The organism is Amycolatopsis sp. NPDC051716 (assembly GCF_040681595.1).
Lineage (GTDB): Bacteria > Actinomycetota > Actinomycetes > Mycobacteriales > Pseudonocardiaceae > Amycolatopsis.
The window spans coordinates 20,593-27,473 of record NZ_JBFAZA010000034.1 but is presented as its reverse complement, the minus strand read 5'-3'; the positions used below and the strand labels follow the sequence as shown (position 1 = coordinate 27,473).

The 6,881-nt window shown below is 70.0% G+C and carries 5 protein-coding genes; all 5 read right to left on the bottom strand.

Features of this window, described 5'->3' with window-relative positions:
* Positions 1–91: 91 nt before the first annotated feature.
* On the bottom strand, positions 92–1,360 hold the full coding sequence (locus tag AB0M30_RS35790; RefSeq protein WP_364593326.1) for a mandelate racemase/muconate lactonizing enzyme family protein: 1,269 nt from the start codon (positions 1,358–1,360) through the stop codon (positions 92–94).
* Positions 1,357–3,375 carry an ABC transporter permease subunit gene (locus tag AB0M30_RS35785; protein ID WP_364593323.1) on the bottom strand — a complete coding sequence of 673 codons (2,019 nt, stop codon included), beginning with the start codon at positions 3,373–3,375 and terminating at the stop codon, positions 1,357–1,359. Before AB0M30_RS35785 ends, AB0M30_RS35790 begins: the two co-directional genes overlap by 4 nt.
* Positions 3,372–4,796, bottom strand: coding sequence for an extracellular solute-binding protein (locus AB0M30_RS35780; protein ID WP_364593320.1), 1,425 nt, complete (start codon positions 4,794–4,796; stop codon positions 3,372–3,374). Before AB0M30_RS35780 ends, AB0M30_RS35785 begins: the two co-directional genes overlap by 4 nt.
* Positions 4,797–4,917: 121 nt before the next feature.
* Positions 4,918–6,066, bottom strand: a complete 1,149-nt coding sequence (locus tag AB0M30_RS35775) for a Gfo/Idh/MocA family oxidoreductase (protein ID WP_364593317.1) — start codon at positions 6,064–6,066, stop codon at positions 4,918–4,920.
* A 49-nt stretch (positions 6,067–6,115) separates the two neighbouring features.
* Positions 6,116–6,862: an FCD domain-containing protein gene (locus AB0M30_RS35770; protein WP_360183090.1), complete on the bottom strand. Its 747-nt coding sequence runs from the start codon at positions 6,860–6,862 to the stop codon at positions 6,116–6,118.
* Between the last annotated feature and the right edge of the window lie 19 nt (positions 6,863–6,881).

Below are 6,881 nucleotides of genomic sequence, written 5' to 3'. Positions count from 1 at the left end.
CGCACCCAAGGCGGCCTTCGGTGCGTTCAACGCACCGAAGGCCACATTGGGGCGCTCTTCCCGGACGCCAAACAACTTGCGACGCGCGACACTAGCTCCACAGCCGATCGTGGCTCGACTCCTTGTCCCAATGCGACGTCTCCGCGAAGAACACCGGGTCGCGCGGGTCGAGGTGGCGGCGCAGCAACTCCTCGTCGAGGTCGCCGAACCCCAGGCCCGGGGTGTCCGGCACGGTGATGTGGCCGTCGCGGATCAGCGGGCGGGGCAGGCCGGTGACGAGGTCGCTCCAGAAGTCCACCTCGGCCGCGTGGTGTTCGAGGGCGAGGAAGTTCTCCGTGGCGGCGGCCAGGTGCACGCAGGCCATCGTCGCGATCGGGGACGCCGCCAGGTGCAGCGCCATCGCGATCCCGCGCTCCTGCGCGTGGTCGCCGAGCCGCTTGGTCTCCGCGATGCCGCCCGCCGTCGCCGGGTCGGGGTGCACGACGCGGATGGCACCGGCGTCCAGCAGCGGCCGGAAGCCTTCCAGGAGGTAGATGTCCTCCCCTGTGCACGTCGGGACGGCGACGGCCTCGGTGAGCTGCCGCCACTGGTCGGTCAGCTGCCACGGGATCAGGTCCTCGATCCACGCCAGCGTGAACGGTTCCAGCGCACGGCCGATCCGGATGGCGGAGTCGAGGGCGATGTGGCCGAAGTGGTCGGCGGCGAGCGCGACGTCGTAACCGACCACGGACCGAACGATGTCCACATAGGACACCAAGTGCTCGACGCCGCGAGCGGTGACCTGGATGCCGGTGAACGGGTGCATCGTCGTGACGTCCTCGCGGGCGCCGGGCGGCGCGATCAGCGCCCCCGGCACGTCCCACAGCAGGTCGATGCCCACGTCCATCTTCAGCATCGTGAACCCGCGCTGCTTGCGCTCGAGCAGCCGGGCGCCCATCGCGTGCGGGTCGGGCAGCGACGGCGTGTCCGCGTAGCAGCGGACGTCGTCCCGGAACCGGCCCCCGATCAGCGCGTACGCGGGCACTCCGTAGGCCTTGCCCGCCAGGTCCATCAGCGCCATCTCGACGCCGGAGACGCCGCCGCCCTGGCGGCCGTGGAACCCGAACTGCTTGATCTTGCGGAAGATCTTGTCGACGTTGCAGGGGTTCTCCCCGACGAGCCTGCTCTTGAGCACGAGCGCGTAGGTCGCGCTGGCCTGGTCGCGCACCTCCCCGTAGCCGGCCAGCCCCTGGTTGGTGTCGATCCGGATGATCGACGAGCGGAACGGCACGCCGGCCACGTTGGCCACCCGCAGGTCGGTGATGCGCAGGTCGCTCGGCCGGGACGCCGTGGCGACGTGCTCCTCCGTGATGGCGCTCATCCCTTCACAGCCCCCGCGGTGAGGCCCTCGGTCAGGAACCGCTGCCCGAAGCCGTACATGAGCACCACCGGGATGCTGATCAGCAGCGACGCCGCGGCCAGTTGCCCCTGCGGCACGACGTCACCGAAGATCATCGACTGCATGCCGACGGGCAGCGTCTTGTAGCCGTCCTTGGTGATGAACACGAAGGCGAACAGGAACTCGTTCCACGCGTTGGTGAGCGTGAACAGCGCGACCGCGAGCAGGCCCGGCTTCGCCAGCGGCAGCACGATCCGGCGGAACGCCCCGAACCGCGTGCAGCCGTCGACCAGCGCGGCTTCTTCGAGGTCGGCCGGGATCGACTTGAAGTAGCCGACGAGCAGCCACGTCGCGAACGGCAGGGTGAACGTCGGGTAGGCGAGCACGAGCGACCACAACGAATCGTTGAGCCCGATCCCGCTCATCAGCTGGTACAGCGGGATGAACAGCAGCGCGCCCGGCATCACGTAGGTGAGCAGGATCGTCACCGTGAAGCTCTCCGAACCCCGGAACTTCAGCCGGGCCAGCGCGTAGCCGGCCAGCGCCGCGCAGACCAGGGCGATCACGGTGGACGCCACCGACACCAGGATCGTGTTGAGGTACCAGGTGCCGAACGCCTTGCCCGTGAACAGGTTGGTGAACTGCTCGGTGCTCCACGGGGTCGGCCAGAGGTCGTCGGTGCGCGCGACGATCTGGTCGTCGGATTTGAAGGCCGTGACCGTCATCCAGTAGATCGGGGCGAGCACGAACCCCAGCAGGCCCACCAGCGCCACCCCCGAGCCGCCGCCGGCGACCAGGCGGGCCGCCAGCCGGTTGCCGCGCGCGGCGAACGCGGAGACGACCCGGCCGACCGCGGCCGCGAGCACCACGAACACGCCCAGCACGAGCGCGGCCTTCCCCACGATCTGCGGCGACGCCCAGACCAGCACGAGCACCGAGCCCGCGACGATCACCCATGGCAGCGCCTTGCGCTGGGCGTCGGTCAGCCGCCGGCGCCCCAGGTCGGCCGCGCCCGGCTGGTCGCTGCGGCGCATCATCCGCACGAGGATCACCACGAGCACGGCGATGATCGGCAGCATCACCAGCGTGACCGCGGCGCCCGCGCCCAGCTGCAGCTGCTGGATGGCCTTCGAGTAGGCCACCATCACGTACGGGGCGGTGGCGTCCCCCGGGCCGCCCTGGGTCATCAGCCAGATCAGGTCGAAGTTGTTGAACGTCCAGATCGACGACAGCAGCACCGTCACGATCATGACCGGACGCAGGCCGGGCAGCGTGATGTGCAGGAAGCGCTGCCACGGCGAAGCGCCGTCCACCATCGCCGCCTCGTGGAGGTTGGCGTCGATGGCCTTGAGCCCGGCGAGGAACGTCACAGTGAAGAACGGGATGCCCTTCCAGACGTTGACCAGGATGACCGCCGGCATCGCGAGCGCGGGGTCCGACAGCCACTCCGCGGGCCACTTGTCGACAAGCCCGATCGCCGCGAGCGCCGGCCCGATCCCGGAGTCGGTGAGCAGGACGTTGACGCTGCCGAAGATCGGGTCGAGCAGGGACCGCCAGGTGAAGGCCGTGACGACCGTCGGGATCACCCACGGCAGCAGGATCACCCCGGCGATGATCGCCCGGCCGCGGCGCATCTGGTGCAGCATCAACGCCGCGATGAGCCCGAAGACCACCTTGAAGATCTCGGCGTAGGCGGTGAAGACGAACGAGTTGAGCACACCCTTGTGGAACAAGGCGTCGTCGATGAGGGCGGTGTAGTTGTCCAGCCCGGCGAAGACCGTCTCCGCACCGTGGCGCTCCGTGACGCTGGTGAGGACCGAGCTGACGATCGGGACCAGGATCAGGCCGGCCACCAGCACCAGCGTCGGCCCGATGAACACGGCGGCGAGGCGCCAGTCGCGCCCGAGCCGCCGCTGCGTCGGCGTGAGCGAGGACGACCCGCCCGGCGCCGGGCGGACCGGCGCCGGGGGTGTCCTTTTCGGACGGAGGACGGTCACTGCCGGTAGCCCTGCTGCTCGAAGATCTGGACGATCCGGCCGTGGGTCGCGGCGACGGCGTCGGCCGGCCGGGTGCCCTGGATGACCGACTGCATCATGTCGGTCAGCAGGTAGGCGGCGGTCGCGGCCTGCTCGCCGGGGCTCGGGGTCTGGGGGAACGCGTAGCCGGTCTTGGTGGTCACCGGGAGTTGCGCGCGGGTCTGCTCCCGCAACGCGGGGAAGGCCGGATCACCGCTCGTATAGTACGGGTCGGAGTCCCACACCTTGTCCCACGAGGGGTTGACCAGGCACGGTGCTTCCTTCGCGACCCCCAGCAGCGCGCTCCCGCCGACCATGAACTTCGCCACCAGCTTGGCGAGGGCGGGGTTCTTCGCCCCCTTGAACACGACGAACGAGTTGGACTCGCCGTACGCCAGCGGCCGGTCGAGCGCCGGTCCGGTGGCGCCGTTGAACACGTGCGTGTTGGCGTACACCGGGTTCTTCTTGGTCTTAGAGTCGGCGTAGACGCTGAACTGGTTGAGCGTGAGCCCGAGGATCTGGGCCAGCCAGTTCTCGTTGTTGCTCGAGTCGGTCCAGCTCCCGATCCCGGGTGGCAGCATCGGCTTGTACTTCGGGTTCGTGTAGATGTCGCCGATGAACGTGACGGCGGCGACGGTCTCCGGCGAGTTGAACACCACCTTCGTGCCGGTGTTGTCCGCGATCGCCCCGCCGTAGGTGTTGATGACGTTCGCGATGAAGCCGTTGGCGTCGCCGGAGCGGTTCACCGTGAGCCCCCAGCCGAACCGCCGCTTCGCCGGGTCGGAGACCGCCAGCGCGTTGTCGCGCAGTTCTTCCCACGTGTAGTGGGGCTTGAGCGGGAGGCCCTTTTCCTGGTACCAGTCCTTGCGCAGGTACATCCCGGACGCGATGAAGTGGTACGGGATCGCGAACCAGCGGCCGTCGAACACGCAGTAGTCGTTCGCCTCCGTCGCCGGTTCGCCGTAAAGCGCTTTCATCTCGGTGACCACGTCGGTGACATCGGTGAGGGCGCCGAGGTTGTGGAGCTGGCCGACGAACCGCCGGTCGCTCACGAAAGCCAGATCGCGGGCGGTGCCCGCCTTCACGTCGGCGTCCATCTTCGCGACCATGTCGCCGGCGTCGCCGGAGACCAGGTCGTTGCGGACCGTGGTGCCGGTGGCGGAGGCGAACACCTGCAGCGACTTGTCCAGCGCCTTGTTGGCGGCCTCCGCGTACAGCTTCTGCGAGAGCATCCCCACCGACCCGCCGCGGAGCGCGGCTGCCTGGTCGAGCAGCGCCTTCGGCACCTGGACGTCGACCTGCGGCGCGGGGGCGGGACCGCTCCCGCAGCCGGCGAGACCGAGCACGCCCAGCGCGCTCAGCCCGAGGAACGAGCGTCTCGACCAGTCCGTGTTCTCTTCCATGACAACTCCTCATACCGACGGGGCGACGGTGCAACCGGCGGGGCAGCGGGGCGAGTGCCGCGCTGCGGGTCCAGCAAGCTGTGGGGCTACCGAGCTGTGTGTCTGTCGAGCTGTGGGTCGTTCAAGCGGCGAAGGACGCCGAACTGCTGATGCGTTGTCCTGGCAGGCCGTCGAACAGCCCGGTCGATCCGCGGGGCCGCCACAGCGGCACCGGGCCCGCGCCGGGCACGGGGTCGAGCGCCAGCGCGGCCGCCCGTTCCGCGGAGTCGAACGCCCGCTGGACGACCAGCGCGTTGGCCACGCTTTGGGCAACGCTGCCGACCGGCCGCACGCCGAACTGCACGGCGTCGGCGAAGTCGACGAGCTCCGCGCGGTAGCCGTTGTCGCTGCCGCGGAAGACTGTCGTGTGGGTGGTGGCGTCGGGGCCGCTGCGCGTCACGCGGCACTCCGGCTCGGATCCGGCGAGCACGAGCACGCCCTCGGTGCCGTACAGCCGCATTTCGTTGGGTTCCGGCGGCACCGGGATGTCGGGGAAGGACGCGGTGTAGTTGCCGATGGCGCCTCCGGCGAAGACGAGGTTGAGCGCGAGGTCCGACGGTGCGTCGATCGTGCTGTTGGCCGCCTGCACGGCACCGTGCACCCGCGCGATGTCGCCGCAGAGCAGCCGGATCTGGGCGATGTGGTGCACGCCGAAGTCGAGGTGCACGCCACCGCGGTACTGCGGCCGCTGCCGCCACGGCGTGCCGGTGAACCCGCCCGCACGGGGCACCGACCGCACGGCGTACCGCCACGCCATCAGGTGCGGGCGGCCGATCGCGCCTTCGTCGAGCAACGCGCGGGCGTAACGCAGGTCGTCGCGGTAGAAGTAGTTCTCGCCCACCATGAAGGTGCGGTCCGGGTGCCCGGCCGCCAGGGCGAGGAAGGCCGCGGCCTGCTCCGCGTCGGCACCGGCCGGTTTCTCGCAGAACACGTCCTTGCCGGCCGTGAGCGCGTCTCGCGCCACTTCGTACAGGTGCGGGATCGGCACCGAGATCAGCACGGCGTCCACGTCTTCGCGGGCGAGCAGCGCGGCCCGGCCGGCGACGGCCCGGGCCGGATCGGTCCCGCTGTACCCGGCGAACCGCCTGCCCTGCTCGGCGGAGGAGTCGGTGAACGCGGTGACCGCGAACCGGTCGGCGAGCCCGCGCAACGCCGGCCAGTGCAGCTTTTCGACCGCGAGGCCGGTGCCGATCAGCCCCAGCCGGATCGGCGGGATCACCGGTGCTGCCATGCCTCGTCCGTCCTCGTCAACGGTTGGCGGAGCTCGGTCGTGCAGTGTCCTAACGCCGCTTGGCGGCCCGCTTGCTTCGCTGCCCCTTCTCCGCGAGGAGCGTGGAGTAGTTGTTGCTCAAGTGCGTGCGCATCGCCGCGCGGGCCGCTGCCGGGTCGCGCGCCACGAGGGCCTCGTAGATCTCCGTGTGCTGGGCGGTGGCGCGGCGCAGCCCGGCCGGCGCCTCGTTGGTGACGCGCCGGCTGGCCGTGCCGAGCCAGCGGGCGGAGTACATGATCCGGTCGAGGATGCGGTTGTCGGCCGCCCGGCAGATCTCCATGTGGAATTCGTGGTCGACCTCGAGGTAGGCCTCGGGATCCGCCTCGAGCGCCGCCATGCGGCCGATCTCGCCCCGGAGCCGCTCCAGCGTCTCGTCGGTGATGCTGGCCGCAGCCATGGCGGCCAGTTCGGGCTCGAGCAGCGCGCGCATCTGGTGCAGTTCCTGCAGCAGCTCGTCGACGAGCTCCGCGGGCAGCCACTCGATCAGCAACGGGTTCAGGTAATCCCACTCCGCGCGCGGCCGCACGACGACGCGGCGGCCCTGCGCGACGTCGACGATGTCGAGCGAGGCGAGGATCTTGAGCGTCTCCCGCGCCACCACGCGGGACACCCCGAACTCGCTCGAGATCTCGAGTTCCGACGGCGCCCGGCCGTCTTCGATTTCGCCGCTGACGATGCGCCGGGTCAGGTGGGCCGCCACCTGCACCGGAAGAGTCCGGACCTTGACAGCGTCCGGAGACTCTTGTCTCCTTGGCATGTCATCAGCTTATAGGACA

Bases quoted from the DNA above. Each gene is read 5' to 3' on its own strand.
- AB0M30_RS35790 (WP_364593326.1), bottom strand. From the start codon at position 1,360: ATGAGCGCCATCACGGAGGAGCACGTCGCCACGGCGTCCCGGCCGAGC.
- AB0M30_RS35780 (WP_364593320.1), bottom strand. From the start codon at position 4,796: ATGGAAGAGAACACGGACTGGTCGAGACGCTCGTTCCTCGGGCTGAGC.
- AB0M30_RS35775 (WP_364593317.1), bottom strand. From the start codon at position 6,066: ATGGCAGCACCGGTGATCCCGCCGATCCGGCTGGGGCTGATCGGCACC.
- AB0M30_RS35770 (WP_360183090.1), bottom strand. From the start codon at position 6,862: ATGCCAAGGAGACAAGAGTCTCCGGACGCTGTCAAGGTCCGGACTCTT.